Source organism: Saccharothrix algeriensis (assembly GCF_016907655.1).
Lineage (GTDB): Bacteria > Actinomycetota > Actinomycetes > Mycobacteriales > Pseudonocardiaceae > Actinosynnema > Actinosynnema algeriense.
In genome coordinates, this window is sequence record NZ_JAFBCL010000001.1 from 5,964,599 (window position 1) to 5,989,762 (window position 25,164).

Sequence of the window (25,164 nt, forward strand, 5' to 3'; positions counted from 1 at the left end):
CGTCGAGCCCGCTTGCGCGGTCGCGACGCCACAGGTTCCCACCAGAACCGCCACCGCCATGACGAGCGCGGTCCGGGACCGCCGAGCGACCCGCCGTGCCGAGCTTCGCTGATCGGAGATCATGGATCACTCCTGTGGATCCGAATGCGACCGGGTGACGCCGCAAATCCTGATCGTAGTCGTGCGAGCACTCTGCGTCGCAGCAAAAGTGCGGAGGTGACGCGGCGCGAGGAGCACCCCCATTCGGCTTCGGACCTGGACGGGCGATCCATGATTCAGGCCAGTGGTGGGCTTGGGGGAGTCGTCCGTGGCACCACCGAAGAAGTACCCCGACGGGCTGGGGGTGCGCGCGGCCCGGCTGTGCCGAACGCGGTCCGGTGATCACGCACCCGGCCCGCCGGCTCGGCGCCTGCACAGCCGTCGTGGAACTCATCTCGCAGGTGAAAATCGGTGGAATGGTCGACCGCTGATCGCAGAAGGAGCCGGATCGGAACATGACGAGCACGACTTTTTCGGGAATCAACCGACGGACAGGGCACGAATTCGACGTGTGCATGACGCTGACGCCTGGGCTATGGTGGCCGGGCCGTGCTCGGCGGCAAGCGGGCCGAACAGCCCATGTGGCCGCATTTATGCGGAAATGATGCGGTGAAGCAGTCGGAGGGGGAGCGGTGCGCGAGCCGCGGCGGTGGTGGCAGGAGGTCGAGGCGAGCGACTGGACGGCGTTCGCCATGCCCGACGACCTGGTGCGCGAGCGGTACACCGCCCTGTTGGCCGCGCTGGAGGAGTTGTCCACTCGCGGCCCCATGTCCACTCTGGCCGAAATCGCCGATCAGGCCAAGGATGTCGGCTACCACGACCCCCTGCCCGAGGGTGAGTTGCGTTCGGCGCTCGACCAACTCGCCAGATGGGGATTCGCCGAGCCCTTCCGGGACTACGCGGCGCCGGTCCGCAGTTTCCAAGGGGTGGTCGTCCGACAGGAATCGTGGGCGCTCACCCGCAAGGGCAGGGGGATCGTCGCCGCGGTGCGACTCGCGATCGTCGACGCGCGGCGAGCACTGCAACTGCCCAGCAGGCTCCTCGACGGGGTCGAGAGCACGATCCGCGGATTGCTGGCGCACGCGGACAGCGATCCGGGCTTGCTCCCGGTGGACTTGGACGACGCGCGGACACGGGTCGACGAACTGCAGAAGGTGACCGCCGACTTCTACGCGGCACTCGCCCAGATGGTGCAGTCCGACGTCACCGATGACGATGTGTTCGGTGAGAATCGGGACCGGGTCGTCGAGGCGTTGCGGCAGTTCCCTCGCGAGTACGAACGGGCGCTGCAGCGAGTGAAAGCGGCTCTGGGGGATTTGCGGGCAGCGGGCCATCACGCCCTGGTGGAGGCCGCGGTCGGCCACGCCGGTCTGATCGACGCCGCCGATCAGCAGAGCTGGGTGGAGGACAGGGTGCGGCGGCTCGCCGACCTGGAGTCGTGGTTCCACCCCGACGGCACAGTGCACCGGTTGATCGCCTCGGCGACGGGAGCCGTGCACACGCTGCTCGTGGCGATCGACCGCCGCTACACGGCCCGCCGGAGGGGATCCGACCTCGGGCACGACTTCCGGGTCCTGGCACGGAGCCTCCACGGGCAGCCGACCGACGTCGAGGCCCGGCGTGTGCACGCCGCCGCGTTCGGGGACTGGCCCGCGTGGCACGCCGTGGCGCGAGCGACCGAGGAGGACGTGGCGCACGGGACGTTGGCGGCGGGCAGCCGCACCAGGCACCTCGTCGAGGTGACGCTGCGGGAGCACGAGCGCCACGGACCACCCAGTGGATGACCGCGCAAGGTGGCGGACACGAGCAAGGAGCGCGAGGCCGCGCTGAAGGACGCCGCGGAGCAAGCCGTGCGTCGGCAACGGTTGACCGCCTTGTTGGAGACCGGTGGTGAGGTCGGGCTGGACCACTTCGCCGGGCTCGCCGCCGACGCGGTCTCGGTCCTGATGCGCACCATCGAGGTCGCGCTGACCCGGTTGGACCCCGTCACCGGCCTCGGACGAGCCTATGCGGACAGCGCGAACCTGCAGGTTCTGGTGAGGATCGGGGTCCCGGGGAGGGTGGTCCGCGTCCGATTCTCCGACGGGGTGCTGACCACCCCCGATGTTCGCGTGCGCGTCATCCCGTCCGCCGACGTCGGGACCGGTCCCGATACCGAGCGCAAGGGCGGTGCGGCATGAGCAGCGCTCGTGCCCTGGCTCCCGAACTCGGGGAGCCCGCGCGCAAGTTGATCGCCACCGGTCGCATCCTGGCCGAGCGCGACGTGGAGCTCTACCGGGCCGCCGTGCGGGGGCGCCGCGACCTGACCGAATTCTTCCGCACCGAGCTCGGCTGGACCCTGGAGGTCGTCGAGTCCGCTGAACTGGTCCGCCTCCACAAACGTCGCACCGACGTGCCGGCCGACCGGGGACCGTGGTTGCGCCGTGACGGCCGTGATGCGCACCTGGCTTCGAAGGACGTGCTCGTACTGGTCGCGCTCGTGTGCGAACAGCTGTGGCGCAGGCCGCGGATGAGCCTGCGCGAGTTGATGCAGGCCATTGCCCAGGTGTGCGCCGCTGAAGCGCCGACCGGGCAGCTGCCCCACTTCAAGATCGTCGCCTCCGACGGCACGGGGAAGAAGGAGGCGCGGACCAGCCGGATCAACCTCGTCGACGCCCTCAAGCTCCTGGAGAACGAGGGGTCGATCTCCGTGGACGCGGATCTCGACCGCGTGATCGGCGAGGACGAGAGCGATCTGGTGGTCACCGCGTCACGGGAGAGGTTGGCGCAGAAGTTCTCGGCGCTGTCCCCCGCCCTCCTCGGCTTGGAGGAACTGCTGGTGGCCCGGCATGCCGATGCCCTGTCGTCGAGCGTCCTGGTCGACGACTCCGCCCCCGTGGACGAACCGACCGTCGACGACCGGCGATTGCTGGCCATCCGCCGCCTGGTCGACGATCCCGCCACCGACCCGCTCGACGACCGGGCCGCGATGCCGTACCTGCACACACCTGCCGGCCGCGACCGGGCTCTCGAGGTCACCGCGTCCCTGGGGTTCACCACAACGGCTCGGCGCGACTGGTGGGAGGTCACCGATGCCACCGGCATCGGCACGTCGATCGACTTCCCCAACGGGCGGCGGAACGAGCGACAGGCGGCGCTCGCCCTGCTGGAAGCGGTGAACCGGCGTGCCGAACCACAACGCGAGCTGCACATCTCCGAGGTGGTCGAGTTGTTCGAGCGGGTGAGGACGACCTTGCCGCGCTGGGCAGCCGCCTACGACCACCGCCTGCGCGTGCTGGCGAGGGCGGCGGCCGCGGAACTCGTCGCCGTCGGGTTGCTCGTACCGGTGCGGCAGGACACCTGGCAGCCCACACCCGGTGTCCACTTCTGGCGGGTCGTGGTCCGGCGCGCCACTACACCGAACACCGAGGAGCACAGCGATCGATGAGCACCACGGAGTACCCGGCGACGCGGTTGGGAGCTGTGCGCGACCTGCCCTCCGTCGGTGTGCCGGGCGTTGACGGCCGTTGGCAACCGTCCCGTGCCGGTGTGGTCAACTCCTGGGCCTGGTCCAACGAAGTCCTGGTGTTCGCCGACGGCTGGATGACCCTGACCGGCCCGAACGGGTCCGGCAAGTCGCTGACGGCGTCCATGCTGGTCACGCTCCTCCTGGACGCCGACACCTCGCAGACCGCCCTGTCCGTGTCCGGCAAGGCGGCAGGCACGCTGACCAGCAGGCACACCGACCGCAACGAACGTGAGGACCGCACGGGCACGTGGTGGCTCGAATACGGAATGCGGGATGCGGACAGCTCGGAGACGACCTACCTGACCACCGGGCTGTGGCTGCGTTCGGTCGGTGGGAACCTGCAACGGGCCTTCTTCATCGCGCCTGCTCGTGTCGGCCCACAACTCGTGCTGGAGCGGGAGGGGAACCCCGTCCGCATCGAGGACCTGGCTGCCCAACTCGCCACGGCCGGTGGCGAGTTGTTCACGTCGGCCGCCCCGCTGAGGTCGAAGGCTTCGGGACACTTGGCGGCGGTCGGTGACGAACCCGGTTATCGCCACGCGGTGCGCACCCGCCTGTTCGCCCCGCTGGACGAAGTCCGGTTCGAAGCGCTCATGGGCGTCCTGCGCAGCCTGCGGAGCCTGCGCACCGCGGAAGCCATCCCCCCGGCCCAGATGCGCGCCGTCCTCACCGAAGCCTTGCCCGCCTTGGACCCGGACCGCCTGACCGTCATCGGCGAAGCCATGGAACGCATCTCCGAACTGGAGACGCAATTGGTCGACATGCGCGACGAGGCCAAGCAGCTGACCGCCACCGACAGGCGGTACCAGCGGTACGTCTCGGCGCTGGTCGCGGTGGAGGCGGCGCAGCTCGCGGCGGCCAACACGGACTTCGACGCCCAGACGCGCCGGACCCGGGAGGCCACCGCGAAGCTCGACGCGGCCCGCCGCGAGCAGGACGAGGCCGCGGAGCGGCTCAAGGACCTGAACGCCCACATCTCCGCGCTCGAAGGTCGGCGGGATGCGGCGGACACCGCGCTGCGCGATCACGCCGGGGCCGAACTCCCGCACATGGAACGCAGGGCGACGGAACTGGCACAGGAGGCCGTTCGAGCTGAAGGCCGAGCCGACGAAGCCGAGCGCGACGCCCGGAGCGCAGCCGAGCAGTCCAGCGTGGCCGCGTCGAGCGCCGCGGAAGGGGCGGTCCACCTCGCAGAGCTGTCCGACGAAATGCGCTCCGCATCCCGCGAGGTGGGAGCCGGCGCCGCGCTCGACAGGCTCTTCGAGGTCGCTGACCTGCTGACGTCGGCCGGCGAGCACGAACCGTCGGCGGTCGAGCTCCAGCAGACGTGCGCCACTCCACTGGCGTGGGCGGCCGCGCGCACCGAGCAGGTCGCTCGCGCTGACGGAGCGCTCCAAGTGCACGCGGACGCCCAACGTGACGAGCGCTCGGCCGCCCAGGACCTCCGTCGGCTCGAACAGGACGAGACCGAGGCCCGGCACCGCGCGGAGGACTCGACCCTGGTGCGCCAGGCGGCCGAGGAACGCCTGGTCGAGGAGGTCGCCGCCTGGGAAGCACGGGTCACGCACTTCGACGACGTGCCCGCCGACCTGGTCGAGTCACGCGATTCGGTTGGCGAGCGCCTGGCACCGGACCGCGTTGAAGCCTGGCTCTCGTCGACTGCGAGCCTGGTCCGCAGCCGGATCGACGTGGCGGGACGGCACCGCGCCGCCGACACCGCCGCGGCTCTGCGGGATCAGGCCGAGCAGTCGCTCGGCGTCGCGCGCGAGGAGCAGCGGAGGGCCGAGGAAGCAGTCGGGGAGACCACGGCGGCGCTCTTGGCGGTGCACGAGGAAAACCAGGCCGAGGAGGCGGAGGACGGGCGCCGACGCGACTCGGCGGCCGAGAGGTGCACGCAGGAGACGGCCGCCGCACGACACCAGCTGGACATCGCCGAGCAAGCCGCTCGCGAAGCCGACGCAGCCGCCGGGTGGGCCGCAACGAGTTGGGTGGAGGAGATCCACCGGTGGCGCCGTGCCGCGCGCTTCCTGACCACCATCCCCCTCCCCGAACCCGCCGTGGACGTCGACCCGGCCTCCGTCCGGATCGCGGTGGTGCAAGCGCACGCGCAGGTGAAGACAGAGCTGGAGCTCCTCGTCGACGCCGCTCGGCGGGCAGTCACGAGCGCCCGGGACGCGGTTGACGAGGTCGAGGGCGCACTCGCCGATGCCCGGAGGGCGGCTCCGGTTCCGACGGCGCCCCCGTGGCGTGGTCGCCGGACGGACCAAGGCGTACCGCTGTGGGCCCTGGTGGACTTCGCCGAGGATTTGTCACCCGACGAGGCGGACCGGCTGGAGGGTGCACTCCTGGTCTCCGGCCTGCTGGACGCGCTCGTGGCGCAGGACGGTTCGGCACTGGCAGGCGACCTGGTCCTCACCGCCGGCGTACCGGCGTCGGGACGCACGCTGGCCGACCTGTTGCGCCTTGAACCCTCCCCCGGCGTTCCCCCGGACCGGGTCACCGCGCTGCTCCGGTCGATACCGGCTCCCCAGGCGGTCGAGCACGGCATCATCGCCGCAGGTGCCCTGACCGCCGCCGCACCTGCGGGGTACCGCGCGGAATTCATCGGCCGCACGACCCGCGAGCGCAGGCGCCTGAGGCTGGTCGCCGACCTGGAAGCAGAACTGGCCCGCGCCGCGGCGGTGGTTGGCGCGGCCGAGGAGGAGGTGTCGGAGCGGGAGGCGGACGTCCTCGCGGCGACGGTGGAACGCGACGCGTTCCCCGAACCGACCGCGCTCTTGAATGCGCGCCGGGAAGCAGAACGGCTCCGTGCCGAAGCGGACGAGGCACGGCACCGGGCAGCGGAACGCACCACCGAGGCGGAGCGGGAGCGGGACCGGGTGCTCGCCCTGCTGGACGCGGCGGCGACGAAGCGGGTCTCCCGCGTCGCCAGTGCCGAGCAGCAGTTCCGTCATGCCGAGGAGATCGCCGTCCGGGCACGTTCCAAATCCGACGAGGCGGCACGGGTAGCGGAGGAACGCCGAGCGGCAGCAGCCGAGACGGCCACAGCACTGAGCGAGGCGACCGAAGCACAGCGGGAGGCGGATGCCGAACGCGCGTCGTTCCCCGATTCGGAAGACGTCCGGCGTGCGCACACCGATGAGGACCGCCGCGAGGAGGAGTTGCGTCGCGCGACCGCACTGGTCATTCCAGCCGCGGAACGCCACCGAGAAGCCGGGGAGGCGGTGCGGAAGGCCCTGCGTTGGCTGAACCATGCGGCCACGCTGCCTGACGGGACGTTGCTGCCCACTGAACGAACGCTTCTCCGGGAGCACGGCACCACCGTCACCCGCCTGGGGCACCAGGTGGAGCTGTGGCGACAGGCCGCCAAACGCGCCGCCGACCTGTCCCGTCAAGCACGTGCCTTGGCCGACGTGGCTCGTCAACGCGCCGGCATCGCCGCCAGGTCACGGGCCGAGGCGGAGGAGGCCAGGCTCACCGCGATCCGCGAAGCCTCCGCCGTCGCCGAGGCGCGGGAACTGCACGGCGCCGAATACGAGCAATTGCGGTCTGCCAGGGAACAGGTCGTTACCGAGCTGACCGGAGCGAAGGAGGAGCACTCCAGGGTGCTCAAGCACGGCCAGGAGGCCGGGGAAGTCGCCGCTGCAGCACAGGCGACCCTCGATGGCATCGCGCCCCAACGCGAGGCCGCCGAGAGACGACGCGATGGGTGCGTGCGACAACTCGGTCGGCTCGTCGAGGAGCGCTTCGCCTCCGTGCCGGACGACCTCAGGGACGCCTCGGGCAAGCCCGCACACCTCACCGCGGCTCTCACCTGGGCACGACGGCTGCTGACCGACCACACCGGAGGAGCCGACCGGTTGGAGGCGCTTCGCCGGGCACGCGCCCAGGCGCTCTCCCAGCTGGAGACGAGTGCCCGCACGACCAGCAGCGCGTTGGCGCGGTTCGACCGCCAAGTCGTGCTCGAGAGCGTCGAGGGCACCGAGTGGCGCCGTGCCGTGGTGGCCGCCCCCGGAGCTGACCGGGGTGAAGACCTCCACGCTGCCGTCGGGAAACTGGAAGCGACGGCGACGCAGCTGGAGGATGACCTGCGGGACGACGTGAAGCGCACCTTGAAGACGGGTCTGTTCACGCAACTCCGGCGCGACATCCTGGTTCGCCGGGAGGCGGCCCAGGAGCTGGTTCGCCACATCCGCGGCACTCTGGCCGAGGTGCGCACCGGTGTGGCCGAGGTCGGCGTGCAGGTCGACTGGATCGTCCGGGAGGACGAGGACGCCCGGCGCATGGTCGAGTTGATCTCGCAGCCGCAGTCGGATGAGATCTTCGAGGACATGTACACCGTGTTGCGCCAACGGATGAACGAGAAGGCGGGCGACTCGTGGAAGGACCGCGTCGCGCACACCTTCGACTACCGCTCGTGGCACGACTGGAAGATCTTCGTCACGCACTCCTCCTTCAGCGACCAGGACCGAGGGAGGTTCCGCGAGGTGACCGCGCGCTCCAACCCGCTGGAGACCTTGTCCACCGGCGAGCGGCGGTTGGCGACCATGTTGCCCCTCCTCGCGGCGGCGTGGTCCATGTACTCCGGAGCGGACTACCGGGGACCGCGGTGGGTGTCGATCGACGAGATCGACGCCGCGTTCGACGAGCCGAACCTCCGGCAGGTGCTCGCCCTCCTCCGGTCCTGGGGGTTCGACGTGCTGGCGACCGCACCGTTCATCACCCCCATGATCAAGAAGGAAACGGGTCGGGTCGTGGTCCACCAGGTCGTCACCGCGGGCAAGCGCCGCGTCACCGTGCCGTGGCTGTGGGAGGGACAGGGCGAGCCGGAAGTGCTGACCCTCGACTTGGCCCTCGACGGGAGCGACGACTGATGCCCGTACGACTGGACGACCTGGCACGCGACCAGGACCTTGCTCCGCTGTGGGAGGCCGTGCACAGGAGGCTGTGCTCGGGCTCTCAACCCGCAGCCATCGCAGGGGTTCGCGTGGAAAGTCTGTCGACCAACGGGATAGCGCTGCTCAGGGCGTGGTTGGACACCACCACGCGCCGTCGACGCGACAAATCGGCGGTGGAACTCCGGGACGGCGTGGCAGTGGTGCCGTTACGCCAGGTGTTGACCGTTCTCGGGGTGGGGACCGACCAGTTGGTCGCCCTGGTCGAGTTGGCCGTGGGGCGTCCGGTGATCGACTCGGCGGCCCTGCGACGGGAAAACCTCGCCCAACGGCGTGACCTCTGGGCCGAAGTCGAGGCGAAGCTGCCCACCCTGCCCGGTCTGGCCGCGCGGATGCGCGCCGCGGGGACCGACGACGAAGCGTCAGTCCGGCGCTTCGCCGACGCGCTGGCGAAGACCGTCTCCGCACTGCCGTGCGATCCGCCGATCAGCCTGGCCAAGTTGTCCCATGACCATGCGGGTGACCCCCACTACTTCGACCTCGACCGTCTCGCCGGCGCACGGCTCGTGAGCGCGGTCGCGGAGTGGACCGGCAAGCCCGAACCGACACGTCCCGATTCGATCCGAGCTCTGCTGACCGAGGTGGGCATCCTCGCCGACCGGTTGTCCTCAACGGTCCTGTTGCACCAAGTTCGAGTGATCGGCGACGGCCCGGTGGACCGCCGCCTGCGCGACGCGACCACGCCGGTGGCAATCACGCTGCTGGACCTGACCGTGCACCCACCTGCGCTGGCTCCCCAGGTGCTCACCGTTGTGGAGAACCCTTCCGTCCTCGAAGCCGCGATGCGCCACCGAAGCCCGCTCGCCTTCGCATGCACCAGCGGCCACCTCGGCAGCGTTGACCACGCTTTGCTCCAACTCGCCGTCGACCAGGGCGTTGCCTTGCGCTACGCGGGAGACCTGGACGGCCCTGGCCTGCGCATCGCCGGGCAGGTCGCGGCGACGTACGGAGCCGCGCTGGTCGCCATGTCGGCGGACGTCGTCCGGCACGCCGGGGCGAAGCCGTCCGCCGTACCGTTCGGTGAACCTGCCGACTGGCTCGCCCCCGAACTCCGGGATGCCATCGCCGTCTCAGGACGCGTCGTGTACCAGGAACACGACGCCGTGCTGGGAGAGCTGCTTACGGATCAGTCCGATCCACGTGCGCACTCGACTTGAGTGCGCCCGACCCGTTTTGTCGGACATCCGTGATCAGGGGACGCGGACCTCCGGAGGGATGTCCCGTCATGCAGCCCATGGGCAGGAGGAAACGGGGCCTCGGCGGTCGCCCGCCCCGGAGTCAAGGCGAATCGTGGAGCTGGGCGGGCGGGACCGGTCGGTGGGTCGGGCCGGAGGCTGCCGATCGGGCCTGCGGCCCGGTCGGCGGTTCAGCAGCAGTGTTCGCCGCGCCAGGCTTCGCGGCCTTCCTTGACGGCGACGGCGGCGATGAGCAGGGCGACGGCCGGGTCGGCCCAGGACCAGCCGAGCAGGGAGTTGAGCACCAGGCCGATCAGGAGCGCGCCGGACAGGTAGGTGCACAGCAGGGTCTGCTTGGAGTCGGCGACGGCGCTGGCCGAGCCCAGTTCGCGTCCGGCGCGGCGCTGCGCGGCCGACAGGAACGGCATGACCGCCAGCGACACCGCGGCCAGGGCGATGCCGACCGCCGAGTGGTCGGCTTCGGCGGCGCCGAACAGGGCGCGCGCGGACTCGACGGTGACGTAGGCGGCCAGCGCGAAGAACGACACCGCGATGACCTTCAACGCCACTCGCTCGCGCCTTTCGGGGTCGGCGCCGGAGAACTGCCAGGCCACCGCGGCGGCCGAGGCGACCTCGATGACCGAGTCCAGGCCGAAGCCGATCAGCGCGGTGGAGGAGGCGATCGTCCCGGCGGTGATCGCCACGACCGCCTCGACGACGTTGTAGGTGATCGTCGCGGCGACCAGCAGCCGCACCCGCCGGGTGAGCGCCGCCCGTCGCTGCGGTTCCAGCCTCGGGTTCTCGACGGCGGCGGGCGCGCGGCAGTGGTCCGCGCACCCGTCTCCGGTCGCTGTCGGGACGGGGGCGAGCGGTGGCTCGATGCGGCCGTGGTCGGTGCTCATCTGCTCGCCTTCACCGCGCTCGCGGGCCGCTCGTCGTCGTTGAGGCACGGTTCGGCGGTGTCCACGGCCAGCACGACCTTGACCAGCTCGCCCAACGCGCGGGCCAGATGGGCGTCGGCCAAGGCGTAGCGGACCTGGCGGCCCTCGTGGGCGGCGACCACGAGACCGCAGCCGCGCAGGCAGGACAGGTGGTTGGACACGTTCGAGCGGGTCAGGCCCAGGTGGTCGGCGAGCTGGGCGGGGTAGCTGATCCCGTCCAGCAGGCCGACGAGGATGCGGCAGCGGGTCGGGTCGGCCAGTGCCTTGCCCAACCGGGCCAGCGCGTCCTCCCGCGTCTCACACTTCAGCATGACCGAAACCATACAGTCAACGCTGTACTACAGTCACGACTGAACCATCGAGGTTGCTCGGGAGAGGTCGTCGTCGCGTCGGCGCTGTACCTGCTGCCGGCCTTCGGCGTGCGCACCGTGCTGCGTCGCCGGCGTCGATCCACCGCATGTTCCGCGCGCAGTAAGTGATCCGCTGGTTCGGACATGGGTCCGGTGTCCTATCGCGACGGACGTGGCACGTCCGTCCCGGGTGGTCACGCCGTGTGCTCCCACCGGTCGAGGAGCGCGCTGATCACCGTGGTGGTCGCGTCGGGGGCGTCGAGGGTGACGTTGTGCCCGGCGCCGGCGATGACATGTTCGCCCACGGCTTCGGCGGCGGCCCAGCGGGGCATGGCGGTGGCGATGTTGCCGGTGCGGTCGTGTTCGCCGCGGACGAGGCCGAGCGGGATCGGCGTGCGGTAGCCGGGATCGGGGTCGACCAGGGACGCGGTCGCCCGCCACACGTCCAGGAAGACCCGCTTCGGGATGCGCGCGAACGCGGCCTCCGATTCCGCGATGCCCCGGGGCGTGATCGCCGAGGCGCGGGCCATGAGCCGGGGCAGCCGGGACGCCGGCACGAGCGCCAGCGACGGTGCGGCGAGCCTGAGCAGGAACCGCTCGGCCGTGCTCAGCGGGCCGGTGTTCCAGGTCGCGTCCAGGACGATCAGGCCGTGCGCGCGGTCGGGCAGCCGGCGGACCAGCGCCTGGGCGAGGTTGCCGCCCAACGAGTGCCCGACCAGGACCGGGCGCCGCACGGCGAGGTGGTCGAGCAGCGCGACGAGGTCGGCGAAGGCGGCGGTGGCGGTGAACCGCACCCCCGTGCCGAGGTCGGACCCGCTGTGACCGCGCAGGTCCCAGAGGATCACCCGGTGCCCGGCCCGGTGCAGCGCGAGCGCGGGCGCGTCGAACATCCGGTGGTCCATCCCGGCGCCGTGGACGAACACGACCGGACGCCGTGGACCCGGGAGATCGCGGTACCGCAGCACCGCGCCGTCCCTGCGCAGTGCTCTCTCAGTGTTCATAACATTCAGAATATCGTGAACCCTGAGGTGGCGTGCACACGCGGTCGAGCGCATGACCTCGTGGCTTCCCGACCACCGCCGAGTCGCCCGTTGCGAGCGCCACGTCGTCGGCCACTGCGCCTTCGCCGCCCCGGCCCGCGGCGGTGGTCGGGTCCTGAACCGCGGAAGGGCGCGAGCCCGGAGTGGACCGTCCACGATGTGCCGAATCGGTCGCCCGCGAACTTTCCGATGTCCATTTGCGACGATTCCGCTGTGCGGCGGCCCGGCGCGGGAAAGGGGCGGGTTGCAAGCAATCGTCACATTCGCCTGCATCCGGACGTGCATCATGAACGCCTGTTCGCGGGCTGTCCATGCTGCTCAACGGGTGAAATCGCCGGGGGAGTGCGATGACTGTAAGTAAATGTAGACACGCCTGTGCGTCACTACTAGTATTCCAATGATCGTTTGAATATTGGAACATCTTCCCGGGCAAGGCACGGCGTGACGCCGATCCGGTCCCCGGATCCGGTTCCCGATCCCTGACGAGGTGGTGCCCCAGTGTCGTCCGATGCTTTGAGCGCAGTGACTTCCGTGGTGGACGAGGTCGTCGCTCCCGGAGCCGCCCAGGTCGATCGCGCGGGGGAGTTCCCCCGGGAGAGCATCGCCGCGCTGGGCAAAGCGGGCCTGCTGGGCCTGCTGTCCGCCACCGAGGTCGGCGGGGCGGGCGGGTCCCTGGCGGACGCGGCGCAGGTGGTCGAAGCCCTCGCCGGAGCCTGCGGGTCCACCGCCATGATCGTGCTGATGCACTACTCGGCGACCGCCGCCCTGGAGGCCCACGGCGACGAGGCGACCCGCCGGTCCATCGCGGCGGGCGAGCACCTGAGCACGCTGGCGTTCTCGGAAGCCGGGTCGCGCAGCCACTTCTGGGCCCCGCTGAGCACGGCGACCGACGCCGGTGACGGGACCGTCCGGCTGGACGCGCAGAAGAGCTGGGTCACGGCGGCGGGCCACGTCGACAGCTACGTGTGGTCCAGCACGCCGGTGGCCGGGACGGGTCCGATGACGCTGTGGTCCGTCCCCGCGGCTTCGCCCGGGGTGGCGGTGCGGGGCGGTTTCGACGGGCTCGGCCTGCGGGGCAACGCGTCCTGCCCGGTCCGCGGCGAAGCGGTCGCGATCCCGAGGAGCGCCATGCTCGGCGACGACGGAGCCGGCCTGGACATCGCGCTGCAGACGATCCTGCCGCGCTTCCTCGTGCTCAACGCGGCCTTTTCGCTCGGGCTCATGCAGGCGCTGGTGACCGAAGCCGGCGAACACCTCAAGCGCACGGAGCTGCGCCACCTCGGCCAGACCCTGGCCGACCAGCACCACCAGCGCACCGCCTACGCCCGCCTGCTCACCCGGGCCGACGAGGTCCGCGCCTTCCTCGACGACACCCTCCGGGCCCTCGGGGCCGGGCGGCCGGACGCCACCCTCCGGGTGCTCCAGGTCAAGGCCGTCGCCGGTGAAGCCGCCGCCGAGGTCGCCGACGGGGTCCTGAAGCTGTGCGGCGGCGCCGCGTTCCGGAAGGAACTCGGGGTGGAGCGCCACTTCCGCGACGCCTTGGCCGCCCGGGTCATGGCGCCGACCACCGAGGCGCTGCGCGACTTCGTCGGGCGCGCCGCCCTCGGCTTACCGCTGTTCTAGCCGGACGAGGAGACACCAGCGATGACGTTCATTCTCGGCGCAGTGGCCTACGACCCGAAGGTCGTCACCATCTGGGGAGGGTTCCGGTCCTGGCTCCAGGCGCGCGGCCTGCCGTTCGACTTCGTCCTCTACTCCCACTACGAGCGCCAGGTCGAAGACCTCGTCGCCGGCCGGATCCACGGGGCGTGGAACTCGCCGCTGGCCTGGATCCGCGCCGAGCGGCTCGCCAAGGCCGCGGGCCGGAGCCTGCGCCCGCTGGTCATGCGCGACACCGACCGCGACCTGCACTCGCTGATCCTGGTTCGAGCGGACTCCTCCTGGGAGAAGGTCTCCGACCTCGAGGGCGGCACCGTGGCGCTGGGCGCCGTCGACTCCCCGCAGGCCACCCTCGTGCCGCGCTCCTTCGTGCGCGAGGCCGGGTTGACGCCCGGCCGGAACGTCACCGTCCGGCGCTTCGACGTCGGGGTCGGCCTGCACGGCGACCACATCGGCGGCGAGCGCGACGCGGCGCGCGCCCTGCTCGCGGGCGAAGTCGACGCAGCCGCCATCATCGACGTCAACCACCTGCTCTTCAGCCGCGAAGGCACGCTGCCGCCGGGGAGCACCCGCATCCTCGCCCAGACGCCCCCCTACGACCACTGCAACCTCAGCGTCGTCGACACCGCGCCGGCGGAACTCGCCGACAAGCTCGGCGAACTGCTGCTGTCCATGTCCTACACCGAACCCGAGGTGCGGCCGCTGTTCGACCTGGAGGGGTTGACGGCGTGGCACGAAGGGCGCAGCACCGGCTACGCCCTGCTGGACGCCGCCGTCGACGAGGAGGGCTTCTACAGCGCCGAGGGAGAGGTCACCGCGCGGGAGTACAAGCCATGAGCAACGGCATCCTGGACCTGGAGGAGCTCGGCTTCGAACGGGGCGCGCACCTGCTCGTCCAGCAGGCCCTCAAGAACGTGCGCCCCGGCGGGGAACTCGGTGTCACGGGCGCGGACCCGGCGCTCGTGGTGCACCTGGAAGCCTGGTGCCGCCAGAACGGCCACCGCGTGCGCCAAGCGCTCGACACCGACTTCGGCGTCCGCGCCTGGGTCGTCCGCGGCCGAGCGGACCTGGACCGCTGGGCGGACGCCCGGCGCGCCGGTGGGGCGGGCGTCGACGGGATCGTGGCGCAGCCGCCGTCGGACTGGGGCGTGGCCGCGCGCGGCGCCCTGATCGAGAGCGGCGGGCCGCGGACCCCGTTCGACATCACCCACCGCGACGTGGTGTGGGCCGAGATCGCCCCGGCCCTGTACGCCAACGCCACCGCGAGCCAGTGGGACCCCGCCAAGGAAGTGCGGTGGGACGCCGAGTTCACGCTGCCCGACGAGATCGAGAGCGCCGTCGTCCAGGTGATGACCTACCTCATCGAGAACGAGCAGGCCGCCCTCGTCATCCCCGCCCAGCTGCTCGCCCGCGTCCACCCGCACTTCCGCGAGGTGCTGCAGCTGCTCGCCGTGCAGGCGGCCGACGAGGCGCGCCACATGGAGGTCTTCACCCGCAGGGCGCTGCTGCGCCGCGACGAGATGGGGACCTCGGCGGTCAGCGGCCGGGAGTCCCTGGCCACGCTGCTGACCGAGGCCGACTTCTCCATGGCCTCCTTCCTGCTGTCCGTCCTGGGCGAGGGGAGCTTCCTGAACCTGCTGGACTTCCTGGACAAGAACGCGCCCGACCCCGTCACCAGGCAGGTCACCCGCCTGGCCCGCCGGGACGAGGCGCGCCACGTCGCCTTCGGGGTGGCCCACCTGCAGCACCAGGCCGAACTCGACCCCACCGTGCGCCACCGCCTGCGCGCCGCGGTCGAACGCCGCTACAGCGCGCTGGTGGACACCGCCGGCCTCAACCAGGACGTCTTCGACTCCCTGGTCGTCCTGGCGGCGGGCCGCTGGACCCCGGAAGCGGTCGGCAAGGGGTACGACGCCGTCATGAAGCTCCAGTCCGAAATGGACGACGGCAGGCAGCGGCGCCTGGTCCACCTCGGTTTCCCGTCCGACGAAGCCGCCGACCTCTCGGCGCTGCACACCCGCAACTTCATGTGACCGCGGTGGGCGCCGCACCCCACGACGCGCCGCGCCCAGGGAGCCCGCTCCGACCGGGCCCGAGCGGATCGGCCCGGGGTCGGGTGGGGGCGGCCCCGTCGGCCGCCGGGTGACGACGCGGGTCGCCCGTGGCTCAACAGCGCCACGGGCGACCCGCGTCGACGGCGACCGCCACCGCGGCGGACGGGGCCGCGGCCCCGGTCCGCCCGGTGGCGCGGCCCGCCGCCGGGAAATCGGCGTCGGTCGCGAAACCCCCGGCTCGGGAATGCCCGGGGCCGCCTCGCCCCCCGCAGACGAGAGCCGCGCCGGTTCCCGGATCTTGGAGCCGATGTGGCGGGGTGATCCATTTCCACGGCATATCCACGTGCCCGTTGTCGTATGTCGGCGCGCCGCGCGGCATTCCCATTATTCCAGCGTCAATGGCATCCCTTGACACCGCACAGGAGCTTCGCTAGGAAGGTCTGGTGTCCGCGGTGAAATCGGGCACAGGGGACTGGGGTTGATGTGACGGGCGGTTGACGCTCTTTTTCGACGTGCTCGTCGCCGGCCGGCCGAGCGGTGCCCGAGGCCGGCGCCCCGATCGCCGCCCCCTCTCCTGCCGCGCCGTGTTCGCGGTGTGCTCCCGAGCCGGTGGAGGAGGTGAAGACGATGACCATCACCATCAAGAAGGTGGAGAAGCCCGAGGTCAGCAAGGTGCGTGGCGCCGTGCTGTGCGGCTGACCGCTCGCGGTGCTGAGTTGTAGCAGCACGGCCGGCGTCTCCGGGGCGCCGGCCGTGCCCACCCCGCCATTCGGCGCTCCCACCGGCACGGAGAACACCATGACAGTCCGGCAAGAGGATATTTCCTACAAACCGCAGCTGCGGCACTGCACGTTCTTCGTGCCCCACCGCGGCGGCACCACCCTGATGATCGTCGGGGACCAGCACTTCGAGATCGAGCAGCAGGGGTCCGACTTCAAGGCGTTCCTCAACTTCAAGCGCTACCTGGACGGGCGGCACACCATCGCCGAGATCTCGGCCATCACCGGGGTGAGCGTCCAGGACGCCCTCGGGATCGTGAACAGCTTCGCCGAGCAGGGGTTGCTGCGCGACGAGAACCCCGCTCTCGACCGGATTCCGGTGGACGCGTTCATCAAGCAGGTGGACAAGTCCACCGCGATGTGGGCCGAGCAGATCGGCTACCACCGCCTGTGGTCCGGGCTGGAGAACCACGACTACCGCAAAGAGGTCTTCCTGGGGTTGATCCTGGAGACCTACCACTACATCAACTCGGCGAGCCGGCACATCTCCACGGCCATCGCGCACTGCACCGACCCCGGGTGGAAGCACCTGCTCTCCGAGTACCTCAGCGAGGAGTACAACCACGCGTGGATGGCCCGGGACAGCCTCGTGCGCATGGGGTTGAGCAAGGCCGAGGTCGAGAACGCCCACCCGCTGATCGGCACCTGGTCGCTGGTGAACAACCTGTGCGAGATCGCCCGGCAGGACACCCTGGGCTACCTGGCCTGCACCAAGCTGTTCGAGGCGCGCGGCGCCGAGTCGCTGGAGGGCGCCTCGACGCTGCAACGGCTCGCCGTCGAGTACGGCTACCCCGAGGACTGCCTGCAGCCGCTGGTCTCCCACGTGGAGGAGGACGTCGAGGCCAACCACACCGGTCTGCTGGAAGAGGCGCTGGAGGGCCGCGGCCACGTCGCCGCCGACCGCGCGCACCGGGCCGTGAACAACCTGCACGACCTGAAGCACTCGTTCGACCAGTACAGCGACAACATCATCCTGTACTACTCCGACATCTCCAACTACATCCCCCGGCTGAAGGTCGACTACTTCAGCCTGTGACGCCACCTCCGCCGGTCGGCCCCGCCGCCGGGGAGGCCGACCGGCCCCGCCTCGGTATCGGAGCAGGATGGGAACGCGGTTCTGGCGCGCGTTCGGCGCGTACTCGGTCAACGCGGTGGGCGACGAGTTCTACGCCCTCGCCCTACCGCTGGTGCTGCTGGGGATCGGCTACTCCGCGGCGTCGGCCACCTTCCTCCGCGCGGTCGTCGTGGGGTCCACGGTGGCCGCGGGCTTCCTGATCGGGTACGTGGTGGACCGGCACGCCCCCGACCGGCTGCTCACCGCGTCCTACCTCGGCTCGGCGGCGGCCTTGGGCGCCGCGGTGGCCGCCATCGCCGCGGGGGCCGACGGGTACCTGGTGTGCCTGTTCGCCGGCGGGGCGCTGGGGCTGATGGCCGCGCTGTCCGCGGCGGGGATGGACGCGGGCGTCCCCCGGCTCGTCGGCGCGCCCGACCGGGTGCCGCGGGGCTACTCGCTGGTGGAGTCGGCCCGCACGGCCGCGGTGATCCTCGGTCCGGCCGCCGCCGGCGTGGCGGCGGCCTCGCGCGACCTCGCGGTGGTGGTCGGGATCGCGGCCACCGCGTTCGCGCTGGCCGCGGGACTGGGCTGGAACCGGCGTGCGCCCGCGCCCGCGCGGCGCTCTCCCGCCCCGGCCTGGCAGCAGATCGCGCAGGGACTGCGCGCCGTGGTGCGCCGGCGCAGGCTGCGCCTCGGTATCACGCTGAGCCTGCTGGTCAACGTGACGCTCGGGGCCGAGCAACCGCTGTTCCTCGCCCGCATGGTCCAGGACTTCGCGCTGTCCCCGGCCACGACGTCCGCGGTGGTCGTGACCGCGGGCGTCGTGGCCGTTGCCGCTTCGCTCGTGCTCGCGCGGTGGGCGACCACGACATCGCCGCGGCGCGTGATGCTCGGCGCGGTGGCGGTCATCGCCCTGTGCGCGATCGGCGTCGGGGCCGTCGACCACCCCTGGGTGGTCGCGGCCCTGTACTGCGCCCTGTCGGCCGCGACCGTCTGCTACACCGTGCACTGGCGGACCTACCGCCAGGGCATCGTGGAACCCGAGCTGCTCGGCCGGGTCTCGGCCACTTCGCGGAGCCTCGCCTACTCGGGCGTGGTGGTCGGAGCGGTCGTCGTCGGCGCCCTCCAACAGGGCGGGGCGGCGACCGGCGCCCTGCTCGTCGCCGGAGGCGTCCTGTGCGCTGCCGGCGTCGCCGCCGTCACCGTCGCCGTTCAGCGTGCGGACAGGGCCGTCGCACCGGGCAGTGCGGCATGAACCGGTGGAACGCCGCGGTACGCGGACGACGAGCGCTGCCGGCCCATGACGAGGCGCCCGGGTGACGCGCGGGCGCATCACCCGGGACGGTCTCCGGTCCAGGCCGCGGGCAGGGCGACTTCAGACGCTGATGACCTTGTCCGCCCACAACGTCCACTCGGTCAGCTCCTTCATGGACGACCGGTGGGCGCCTTGCACGATCCGGTCCTCGCCCAGGCCGCGGGCGTCCATGCAGCTGCCACAACACCCGACTTCCCCGCCCTGGCGGACCAGCGCCGTGGTCATGCTGGCGGTGTTGTAGTAGCCGTTCGGCGTCTTCTGGCCATCGGCGACGGTCGAGACCGCGTCACCGAACAAGAAGACCTTGACCTCGGTGCCTTCCCGGCGCGCCACGTGAGTGGCCCACCGGAGTCCGTTGTAGACGCGCTCGGTGCCGTAAGGCGGGTCGTGCAGCACGAAGAGGACCTTCATCATTCTCCTATCCACCGGTGTTCGGGACGATGCGGGGTCGGCGTCGCGTGCGCGGGTCCGAGCAGCGCTCGACCTCAGCGGGTGGCGGCGCCCATGCGGCCGCGCAGGAATCGGGATATCCGGTCCACGCTCAGGACGAGCACGAGCAACGCGATCATCAGCGTGGCCAGCTCCTCGTACCGGAACAAGCGCATGGAGATGCCCAGCGCCTGGCCGATGCCGCCGGCGCCGACGAAGCCGATGATGGCGGAGCCCCGGATGTTGCACTCCCACTGGTAGAGCACCAGGGACGCGATGTTGTTGCGGGCTTGGGGGACGATCGCCAGCACCGCGGTGGCGAGCTTGGTGGCGCCGGTCAGCCGCACCGCCTCGACGGGCGCCGCGTCCACGGCCTCCAGCTGCTCGGAGACCAGCTTCGCCAGCAGGCCGGCGGCGTGCAGCGAGATGGCGTACACGCCCGCGGCGGGCCCCAGCCCCACCGCGGCGACGAAGACCAGTGCCCACAGCAGTTCCGGGACCGAGCGGAAGACGGTGGCGGTCCAGCGCGCGGGCAGCGCGAGCCACGCGGGCGCGCCGATGTTGCCCGCCATCGGCAGGGCGAGGGCCAGCCCCATGGCGGTGCCGAAGAAGAGGGCCGCGATCGAGATCTGCAGCGTCTCGACCACGGCGGCGCCGACCGACCGCAGCAGTTCCCCGTCGGTCCGCGGCGGGAACAGCCCGGCCAGGATCTCCCGGGCGTTGCCCCACCCCTCGACCAGCGAGGCCGCGCTGACGCCCGTGCCGTGCAGGGACCACGCGACCGAGGCGACGGCCAGGACGAGCACCGACCACAGCGTTTTCGAGCGGTGGCGCCGGACCGCGATCCGGTCGACGCCCGCGGGCGATCCGGTGTCGGGGTCGCCGCTCCGGGTGCCGGCGTCCGCGGTGGCCCCCGCCGCGGCATCGGACCCCGAACGCGCGTGGAGGTCACCGGGTCCGGAGTTCACGGCCGCGCCTCCGCCCCCTCGTAGACGGCCTCGGCGTCGCGGTCGGACAACTCGGGGCCGTCGAAGCAGACCCGGCCGTCGCGCAGGGCGATGACGCGGGGGAACTGCCGGGCGATGGCCAGGTCGTGCGTGCTGACCACCACCGTCACCCCGTCGGCCGCCCGCAGCGTGCGGATGGCGGCTCGGGCGGTGGCGGGGTCCAGCCCGGACGTCGGCTCGTCGGCCAGCAGCAGGCGCGGCTCCGAGAGCACCGCCCGCACGAGGGCCACGCGTTGCCGTTGCCCACCGGACAACCTCTCCACCGGGTACCGGAGGAAGGGTCGGATGCCCTGGGCGTCCGCGAGCGCCTGCACGCGCTGCGCGTAGCGCGTGGGCATGCGACCGCGCAGCACGGCGAACCAGTCCCGCACGCCCCAGTCGGCCGACGTGCCCAGAACGGCGTTCGTCTGCGCCGTCAAACCGTGCACCAGGTCGTTGCCCTGCCGCACGACACCGGTGCGGCGGCGGATGAAGCGCAACTCGGAAGCCTTCGCCGGGTCCTTGCCGCCCACGCTCACGGTGCCCGAGGCGGGGGTGACCGCACCGAGGACGGACCGCAGCAAGGTGGTCTTCCCGGAGCCGGAAGGTCCTAAAAGGACGACGTGCTCGGCTTCCCCGATGGTCAGGGTGACGTCGTCGAGCGCCGGGTCCGCGCGGCCGGGGAACGTGGCGGACACGCCGGTGAGTCGGATCTGCATGGCACCGCTACCTCTTCGGGTGGACGACCGACACGGGGAGCATGGGGCGTCCGCGCCTCACGCGGAGAGCAGCCCGAGTTCGACGGCGTTCCTCTCCACCGACGCGTAGTCCGCTTCGGTCACCTGCTGGTAGCCGGTCGTCTGCATCAGGTCGAGCAGGTCCGGCCGCCCCATCTCCAGGAACGCCGCGGTGACGGCGGCAGCGGCCCGCTCGCCCAGCGCCGCCCGCATCGCCCACGGGTAGCCCATGACGCGCTCGCTGCCGACCACCCGCAACCGGTCCTTCGGCAGCTTCCCCTCGTCCTCCAGTCGGTGGAGGATCCGCAACTCGACGCCCCCGGCGTCGGCCGACCCGTTGGCCACGGCCTGCGCGGTCGCATCGTGCCCACCGGTGAAGGCGACCTCGTCGAAGGGCGGGCACCTGTCGACCGCCGACGCCGAGCACTCGGCGCCGGCGGCGTTCAGCATCAGCCGCGGGTACAGGCTGCCGGAGGTCGAGCTGACGTCGCCGAAGGCGAAGGTGCCCCTGCCCGCCACGACGTCGCCGACGCTGCGGTGGGGCGAGTCGCTCCGCACGACGATGCCGGACAGGTACTCCCTGGTGCCGGTCTCGCGGTCGACCTCGGTCACCAGGGGGCGCAGGTCCACTTGGGCCTCGGCCTGCACGTAGGTGAGGCCACCCAGGTACGCGACATCCACCTTCCCCGCCGCGAGCGCGGTGACGACGCCCGCGTAGTCGGTGGCCGCGAACAACTCGACCTCCACGCCGAGCTCCGTCGCCAGGTAGTCCCGCAGCGGCGCGTACCGCGCGCTCTGCTCGTCCGGCGCCGTGTTCGGGATGATGGCCACCCGCAAGGTCTCCGGGACGCCTCGGTCGTCGACGCCCGTCGGCGTGGCCGCCGAACCGCAGGCGGTCGTGCCCAGCAGCGCCAGCAGAACCGCGGAACGGGGAAGTCTTCTCACGGGCTGCACCCTTCACGATTGCGGAAGTGCGGACAGGCGCGACTCCCCGGGCGGTCGGGGCGCGATTCGGCCACCCGGCGGGAATGGGCGCCGGGTGGCCGGAGTTCGGACTCGGGTGCTGCACCCCGGCGGTGTCGTGAACCGGTGGACCGCGTGGCGGGAACTGCGAGCAGGGGCACCGGAACGGTTCTGGTCGTGCCCCCGCACGCGGGTGGCGGGAGGGCTGCGCACGACGTGGTCCCGCTGCCACGGACCGGCTTCAGTCTCAACCCGACATGGCATCCCCCCAGGTCAGCGCGCTTCTCCAAAATTACATTGAACAGTGGTAGAGCGCAAGGTTTCCGGCAGGGGGCGCCGGGCGTGCCGTCTGCTCGACGCGCGGCAGCCCGCCGACCGGTTCCGATTCACGCTTTTGCCACGAGCACAACCGAGACTTCCTCGATTGTTCTCACGCGGGTCGGAAGAACCGATCAGCCCACGTTCGCCCGCGCCGGGTGAACGGCGTCGTCATCGTTTTCCGCAATGCCGAACCGGTGTTCTCGGACGACCGCGCGCCGTGGTCGGCCCGGCCGGCTCACCTCGGCGGTGCGACCTCGTCGCGCTGCTCGGGGATGCTCTGGACGGGCTCGTCCCAGAGGCGCCACTCGATCATGCCGTAGTCGAGGCGGGTGGCTTCCCGCCCGCTCGCGTGGAGCAGCCGCAGGGCCAGCGGCGCCAGCACGCAGTGCTCGTTCCGGCAGTAGGCCACCACGCGCACGTCAGGGGGCAGCTCGGGCAGCCGCAACTCCAGCTCCGCCAAGGGGATCGACACCGCCCCGGGGATGTGCCCGGCGGCGAACTCGTCCCACGGGCGCACGTCGAGCACGACGACCGACCCGGACCGGGCGCGGGCCAGCAGTTCCTCGCGGCTGAGCTCCTCCACGTCGCTGTCGGCGCCCGCGCCGGGGTGCGACTGCGCCCGTTCCCCGTCGACGATGTGGCTGTGGCCGACCTTCTGGAGCAGGACGTACAGCGAGGCGACGTCGTTGCCCGCCAACGCGTAGTAGATGGACGTCTCCACGCGGCGGGTGACGACCAGCCGCGCGCGCTTGAGGACCTGGAGGTGCGCCGAGGTGGTCGACACCCCCATCCCCGTCAGCTCGGCCAGGGTGCCGACCGTGCGCTCCCGCTGGGCGATGAGGTCGATCAGCTCCAACCTCTTCCCGCTGCCCAGGGCCTTGCCGACCAGGGCGAACTGGTCGAGCATCGACCGGCGCTCGTCGTTCGGCACAGACCCTCCTCAAGTGTTCCTTGGAATAGCATAGTAGTGCATGTAGAGTCTGGCGGCGTACCCACCGACGTGGTGCCAGAGCGCTTCCACCTGCGGTATCGACGTTACGCCGCAGGGTCGTGCGGGCCCCCCGGGAGGTGGCATCGGTTTGCGGCGCATCGAGGCGCCGCGGGCACGGGGGTAGCGCATTGTGCTTGACGACGTGATCGTCGCGCGGGAAAAAGACCCCTCCTTGCGCGGCAGGCGAGGTGTCGAAGTCCTCGTCCACCCGGGCGTCTGGGCGCTCTGGGCGTACCGACTCGCCCACCGCCTGCACGAGCGGGGGGTCCCGCTGCTGCCGCGGCTGATCTCCCAACTCGCCAGGGTGCTGACCGGGGTCGAGATCCACCCCGGCGCGGTCATCGGGCGCAGGTGCTTCATCGACCACGGCACGGGGGTCGTGATCGGCGAGACCGCCGAGCTGGGGGACGACGTCACGATCTACCACGGCGTCACCCTGGGCAGCAAGGGCTGGTGGACCGACGGGGACCGGGTGGACAAGCGCCACCCCACGCTCGGCGACCGCGTGGTCGTGGGCACCGGCGCGAGCATCCTCGGACCGGTCACCGTGGGCCGTGACTCGGTCGTCGGCGCGCACGCGCTGGTGCTCCGGGACGTCCCCGCCGGGTCGGTCGTCCGCGCCCCCCGGTCGGAGGTCGACGCGCGGTCGGGGGTCGACGCGCGCTCGGAGGTCGGCGCACGGGTCGGAAGGCCGCCGGAGCACCAGGTGGTGGAGTTCTGCATCTAGCGGGGCCGCACCTTTCCCGACTACCCGAGGAGAACACCGTGAGCGACTTGCACGCCTCTGTGACGGACCTGATCGGGCGCACCCCGATGGTGGAGCTCCACCGGTACGGCCAGGGCGTCCCCGCCCGGCTCATCGGCAAGCTCGAATCCCACAACCCCGGCGGCAGCGTCAAGGACCGCATCGCCTTGGCGATGATCGAGGACGCCGAGGAGCGTGGCGCGCTCAAGCCCGGCCAGCACATCGTCGAGCCCACGAGCGGCAACACCGGGGTCGGCATCGCGATGGTCGCCGCCGCCAAGGGGTACCCCGCGACCTTCACGATGCCGGAGAGCATGAGCGTGGAGCGCAGGGCGCTGTTCCGGGCCTACGGGGCCAACGTCGAGCTGACGCCCGCCGCCGAGGGCATGCGGGGGGCGATCGCGCGCGCCGTGGAACTGGAAGAGCGCAACGGCTGGTTCCGGTTGCGCCAGTTCGAGAACCCGGCCAACCCCGAAGTGCACCGGCGGACCACCGCGCAGGAGATCCTCCAGGCCACCGCGGGGCAGGTCGACGTCTTCGTGTCCGGGGTCGGCACCGGCGGAACGGTGACGGGCGTCGGCCGGGTGCTCAAGGAGAAGAACCCCGACACCACCGTGGTCGCCGTCGAACCGGTCGAGTCCCCGGTGCTGGCCGGTGGCGCGCCGGGGCCGCACGGCATCCAGGGCATCGGCGCGGGTTTCGTGCCCGAGGTCCTCGACACGGCGGTCTACGACCGGGTCCTGGGCGTCTCGGTCGACGACGCCCGCGCCACCGCCCGCCGCCTGGCCAGGACCGAGGGGATCCTCGCCGGGGTGTCCTCGGGAGCCGCCCTCCACGCCGCCACGGCGTTGGCGCGCCTCCCGCAGCACCGGGGCGCGGTGATCGTCGTCATCCTCCCCGACACGGGCGAGCGCTACCTCAGCACCCCGCTGTTCGAGGACCGGTGATCCACCGCCACCGGTCGGCCGGGTCGTCACCGACCCGGCCACCGAAGACCTTTCCCCCGTGCGGCAACGACAACGCCGCCACGAGGGCCGGCCGGCGACGGGCCGCCACCGGTGACACCCGCTGCTCGCGCGCGATCCGGTCGGTCGGGGACCTCCCCCCGAACACCACCGGGACG

General features: G+C 71.6%; 18 protein-coding genes and 1 pseudogene. 11 read left to right on the plus strand and 8 right to left on the minus strand.

What is annotated here, in order from left to right; genetic code table 11:
- Positions 1-731 precede the first annotated feature (731 nt).
- The 4 genes and pseudogenes from JOE68_RS27090 (at position 732) to JOE68_RS27110 (ending at position 9,659) form a co-directional block, all read left to right on the plus strand.
- Positions 732-2,219, plus strand: a pseudogene (locus JOE68_RS27090) (DUF2397 family protein).
- Positions 2,216-3,466: a DUF2398 family protein gene (locus tag JOE68_RS27100; protein WP_204845210.1), complete on the plus strand. Its 1,251-nt coding sequence runs from the start codon at positions 2,216-2,218 to the stop codon at positions 3,464-3,466. The pseudogene JOE68_RS27090 and the gene JOE68_RS27100 overlap by 4 nt, the downstream one beginning before the upstream one ends.
- Positions 3,463-8,421 (plus strand): SbcC/MukB-like Walker B domain-containing protein, encoded by a 4,959-nt coding sequence (locus tag JOE68_RS27105; RefSeq protein WP_204845211.1) that lies wholly within the window; start codon positions 3,463-3,465, stop codon positions 8,419-8,421. Before JOE68_RS27100 ends, JOE68_RS27105 begins: the two co-directional genes overlap by 4 nt.
- Before the next feature lie 113 nt (positions 8,422-8,534).
- Positions 8,535-9,659, plus strand: a complete 1,125-nt coding sequence (locus JOE68_RS27110; protein WP_204845212.1) for a TIGR02679 domain-containing protein — start codon at positions 8,535-8,537, stop codon at positions 9,657-9,659.
- Between the two features lie 209 nt (positions 9,660-9,868).
- On the opposite strand, the gene JOE68_RS27115 is transcribed toward JOE68_RS27110, so the two are convergent.
- The 3 genes from JOE68_RS27115 to JOE68_RS27125 form a co-directional block, all read right to left on the minus strand.
- Entirely contained in the window at positions 9,869-10,579 is a 711-nt protein-coding gene (locus tag JOE68_RS27115; protein WP_204845213.1) for a cation efflux transmembrane domain-containing protein, read from the minus strand.
- Positions 10,576-10,929 carry a Cd(II)/Pb(II)-sensing metalloregulatory transcriptional regulator CmtR gene (gene cmtR, locus JOE68_RS27120; protein ID WP_204845214.1) on the minus strand — a complete coding sequence of 118 codons (354 nt, stop codon included), beginning with the start codon at positions 10,927-10,929 and terminating at the stop codon, positions 10,576-10,578. The genes JOE68_RS27115 and cmtR overlap by 4 nt, the downstream gene beginning before the upstream one ends.
- Before the next feature lie 233 nt (positions 10,930-11,162).
- Positions 11,163-11,969, minus strand: a complete 807-nt coding sequence (locus JOE68_RS27125) for an alpha/beta fold hydrolase (protein ID WP_204845215.1) — start codon at positions 11,967-11,969, stop codon at positions 11,163-11,165.
- A gap of 561 nt (positions 11,970-12,530) precedes the next feature.
- Between JOE68_RS27125 and JOE68_RS27130 the strand changes: the two genes are divergently transcribed.
- From JOE68_RS27130 to JOE68_RS27150, 5 genes are all read left to right on the plus strand, one after another.
- Positions 12,531-13,631, plus strand: a complete 1,101-nt coding sequence (locus JOE68_RS27130) for an acyl-CoA dehydrogenase family protein (RefSeq protein ID WP_307819922.1) — start codon at positions 12,531-12,533, stop codon at positions 13,629-13,631.
- Between the two features lie 21 nt (positions 13,632-13,652).
- A complete protein-coding gene (locus tag JOE68_RS27135; protein WP_204845217.1) occupies positions 13,653-14,504 on the plus strand; it encodes a phosphate/phosphite/phosphonate ABC transporter substrate-binding protein in 852 nt (283 codons plus the stop codon).
- On the plus strand, positions 14,501-15,700 hold the full coding sequence (locus JOE68_RS27140) for a ferritin-like domain-containing protein (protein WP_204845218.1): 1,200 nt from the start codon (positions 14,501-14,503) through the stop codon (positions 15,698-15,700). Before JOE68_RS27135 ends, JOE68_RS27140 begins: the two co-directional genes overlap by 4 nt.
- An 819-nt stretch (positions 15,701-16,519) precedes the next feature.
- Entirely contained in the window at positions 16,520-17,536 is a 1,017-nt protein-coding gene (locus JOE68_RS27145) for an iron-containing redox enzyme family protein (protein ID WP_204845219.1), read from the plus strand.
- Between the two features lie 67 nt (positions 17,537-17,603).
- Positions 17,604-18,809, plus strand: a complete 1,206-nt coding sequence (locus JOE68_RS27150; protein ID WP_204845220.1) for an MFS transporter — start codon at positions 17,604-17,606, stop codon at positions 18,807-18,809.
- Between the two features lie 120 nt (positions 18,810-18,929).
- Here the strand turns inward: JOE68_RS27150 and JOE68_RS27155 are convergent, their stop codons facing one another.
- From JOE68_RS27155 to JOE68_RS27175, 5 genes are all read right to left on the minus strand, one after another.
- Positions 18,930-19,283, minus strand: coding sequence for a DsrE/DsrF/TusD sulfur relay family protein (locus tag JOE68_RS27155; protein WP_204845221.1), 354 nt, complete (start codon positions 19,281-19,283; stop codon positions 18,930-18,932).
- Positions 19,284-19,354: 71 nt separating this feature from the next.
- Complete coding sequence (phnE, locus tag JOE68_RS27160) at positions 19,355-20,266, minus strand: phosphonate ABC transporter, permease protein PhnE (protein WP_307819923.1); 912 nt, start codon at positions 20,264-20,266, stop codon at positions 19,355-19,357.
- Positions 20,263-21,003 carry a phosphonate ABC transporter ATP-binding protein gene (locus JOE68_RS27165; RefSeq protein WP_204845223.1) on the minus strand — a complete coding sequence of 247 codons (741 nt, stop codon included), beginning with the start codon at positions 21,001-21,003 and terminating at the stop codon, positions 20,263-20,265. Before JOE68_RS27165 ends, phnE begins: the two co-directional genes overlap by 4 nt.
- A gap of 57 nt (positions 21,004-21,060) precedes the next feature.
- Positions 21,061-21,966, minus strand: a complete 906-nt coding sequence (gene phnD, locus JOE68_RS27170) for a phosphate/phosphite/phosphonate ABC transporter substrate-binding protein (RefSeq protein WP_204845224.1) — start codon at positions 21,964-21,966, stop codon at positions 21,061-21,063.
- A 574-nt stretch (positions 21,967-22,540) separates the two neighbouring features.
- Positions 22,541-23,236 carry an ArsR/SmtB family transcription factor gene (locus tag JOE68_RS27175; protein ID WP_307819925.1) on the minus strand — a complete coding sequence of 232 codons (696 nt, stop codon included), beginning with the start codon at positions 23,234-23,236 and terminating at the stop codon, positions 22,541-22,543.
- A gap of 190 nt (positions 23,237-23,426) precedes the next feature.
- Between JOE68_RS27175 and epsC the strand changes: the two genes are divergently transcribed.
- Positions 23,427-24,023 (plus strand): serine O-acetyltransferase EpsC, encoded by a 597-nt coding sequence (gene epsC / locus JOE68_RS27180; RefSeq protein WP_307819926.1) that lies wholly within the window; start codon positions 23,427-23,429, stop codon positions 24,021-24,023.
- A 38-nt stretch (positions 24,024-24,061) separates the two neighbouring features.
- Positions 24,062-24,988, plus strand: a complete 927-nt coding sequence (gene cysK / locus JOE68_RS27185; protein WP_204845225.1) for a cysteine synthase A — start codon at positions 24,062-24,064, stop codon at positions 24,986-24,988.
- Positions 24,989-25,164 lie beyond the last annotated feature (176 nt).

What these genes read in the sequence shown, in the direction of transcription:
- JOE68_RS27100 (WP_204845210.1), top strand. Translation starts at nt 2,216, where the DNA reads ATGAGCAGCGCTCGTGCCCTGGCTCCCGAACTCGGGGAGCCCGCGCGC.
- JOE68_RS27105 (WP_204845211.1), top strand. Translation starts at nt 3,463, where the DNA reads ATGAGCACCACGGAGTACCCGGCGACGCGGTTGGGAGCTGTGCGCGAC.
- JOE68_RS27115 (WP_204845213.1), bottom strand. Translation starts at nt 10,579, where the DNA reads ATGAGCACCGACCACGGCCGCATCGAGCCACCGCTCGCCCCCGTCCCG.
- cmtR (WP_204845214.1), bottom strand. Translation starts at nt 10,929, where the DNA reads ATGCTGAAGTGTGAGACGCGGGAGGACGCGCTGGCCCGGTTGGGCAAG.
- JOE68_RS27125 (WP_204845215.1), bottom strand. Translation starts at nt 11,969, where the DNA reads ATGAACACTGAGAGAGCACTGCGCAGGGACGGCGCGGTGCTGCGGTAC.
- JOE68_RS27135 (WP_204845217.1), top strand. Translation starts at nt 13,653, where the DNA reads ATGACGTTCATTCTCGGCGCAGTGGCCTACGACCCGAAGGTCGTCACC.
- JOE68_RS27140 (WP_204845218.1), top strand. Translation starts at nt 14,501, where the DNA reads ATGAGCAACGGCATCCTGGACCTGGAGGAGCTCGGCTTCGAACGGGGC.
- JOE68_RS27145 (WP_204845219.1), top strand. Translation starts at nt 16,520, where the DNA reads ATGACAGTCCGGCAAGAGGATATTTCCTACAAACCGCAGCTGCGGCAC.
- JOE68_RS27150 (WP_204845220.1), top strand. Translation starts at nt 17,604, where the DNA reads ATGGGAACGCGGTTCTGGCGCGCGTTCGGCGCGTACTCGGTCAACGCG.
- JOE68_RS27155 (WP_204845221.1), bottom strand. Translation starts at nt 19,283, where the DNA reads ATGATGAAGGTCCTCTTCGTGCTGCACGACCCGCCTTACGGCACCGAG.
- JOE68_RS27165 (WP_204845223.1), bottom strand. Translation starts at nt 21,003, where the DNA reads ATGCAGATCCGACTCACCGGCGTGTCCGCCACGTTCCCCGGCCGCGCG.